At 70.1% G+C, this 1,341-nt stretch carries 2 protein-coding genes; both read left to right on the top strand.

Features of this window, described 5'->3' with window-relative positions:
* A partial coding sequence (locus ACLEQD_RS43530; protein WP_410391812.1) for an AMP-binding protein occupies positions 1-567 on the top strand: 567 nt, incomplete at its 5' end.
* Positions 453-1,341: phosphopantetheine-binding protein (locus ACLEQD_RS43525; protein WP_410391811.1), on the top strand; the 889-nt coding region annotated here is incomplete at its 3' end. The genes ACLEQD_RS43530 and ACLEQD_RS43525, both read left to right, overlap by 115 nt.

Genomic DNA, 1,341 nt, shown 5'->3' with positions numbered 1-1,341 from the left:
CTCTGCAACGGCGCCACGCTGGTGCTCGCGCCGCTGGAGAAGTTGATGCCGGGCGCGCCCCTGCCCGTGCTGCTTCGGGAGCAACACCTCTCCGTCATCAGCCTCACGCCCGCAGCACTCGCGGCCACGTCCTCCGAGGGATTGCCGGAGGTGCGCACCGTCATTTCTGGTGGTGAGGCCCTGCCCGCCGACGTCGTCGCGCGTTGGGCCCCGGGACGGCGCCTGCTCAATACGTACGGCCCTACGGAGGCCACCGTCATCGCCACGTTCGGCGAGGTGGTCGCGGATGGGAGCGTGCCCTCCATCGGCAAGCCGTTGGCGAATGTTCGCGTCTATGTGCTCGACCCGTATGGCAGCCGGTACCGGTGGGAGTGCGCGGTGAGCTGCACATCGGCGGCGTGGGCGTCGCGCGTGGGTACGCAGGGCGCCCGAGCCTCACCGCCGAGCGCTTCGTGCCGGATTCCTTCTCGGGTGAGGAAGGGGCTCGCCTCTACCGCACGGGCGACGTGGTGCGCTGGCGCGCGGACGGCCAGCTGGACTTCGTCGGCCGCATTGACGCCCAGGTGAAGGTGCGCGGCTTCCGCATCGAGCTGGGCGAAGTCGAGAACGCCCTGCGTGCTGCCCCCGCTGTGAAGGACGCGGTGGTGCTCGCTCGTGAGGACGCTCCGGGCGACAAGCGGCTGGTGGCCTACGTCGTGGGTGAAGCGCTCGACGTCTCCGCCCTCCGTGCACACCTCAAGCAGCACCTGCCCGAGTACATGGTGCCTGCCGCCTTCGTCTCCCTGGAGGCATTGCCACTGACGTCCAACGGCAAGGTGGACCGCAAGGCCCTCCCTGTCCCGGACGCGGGCCTGCTGCGGGCTTCACACGCCTACGAGGCCCCCTCCTCCCCTCTGGAGGAGAAGCTCGCGGCGCTCTGGAGCGAAGTGCTGCACGTGCCCGCCGTGGGCCGCACGGACAACTTCTTCGAGTTGGGTGGCCACTCGTTGCTCGCCACCCAACTGGTGGCCCGTGTGCGCGCCACGCTCGACGTGGAGTTGCCCCTTCGCGCCCTCTTCGAGGCCCCCACCATCGCGGCCCTTGCGGAGAGGTTGCAGCGCACGGCGACGGGCACTCGCCTGCCGCCCCTCACCCGCACGCGCACCGAAGGCCCTCAGCCGCTCTCCTTCGCTCAGCAGCGCCTCTGGTTCCTCGACCAACTGGCGCCGGACGACGCGTCCTACAACCTCCCTGTCGCGCTGCGCCTGCTGGGGCGTCTGGACGTCGAAGCCCTGCGCCGTTCCTTTGAAGCGCTGGTGGCGCGCCACGAAGCCCTGCGCACCACCTTCTTCGAGCACGAGG

The sequence above is a fragment of the Corallococcus sp. 4LFB genome, assembly GCF_046520365.1.
Taxonomy (GTDB): domain Bacteria; phylum Myxococcota; class Myxococcia; order Myxococcales; family Myxococcaceae; genus Corallococcus; species Corallococcus caeni.
Note: the sequence above shows the minus strand (reverse complement) of the source record. Positions and strands in the feature narration are given on the sequence as shown.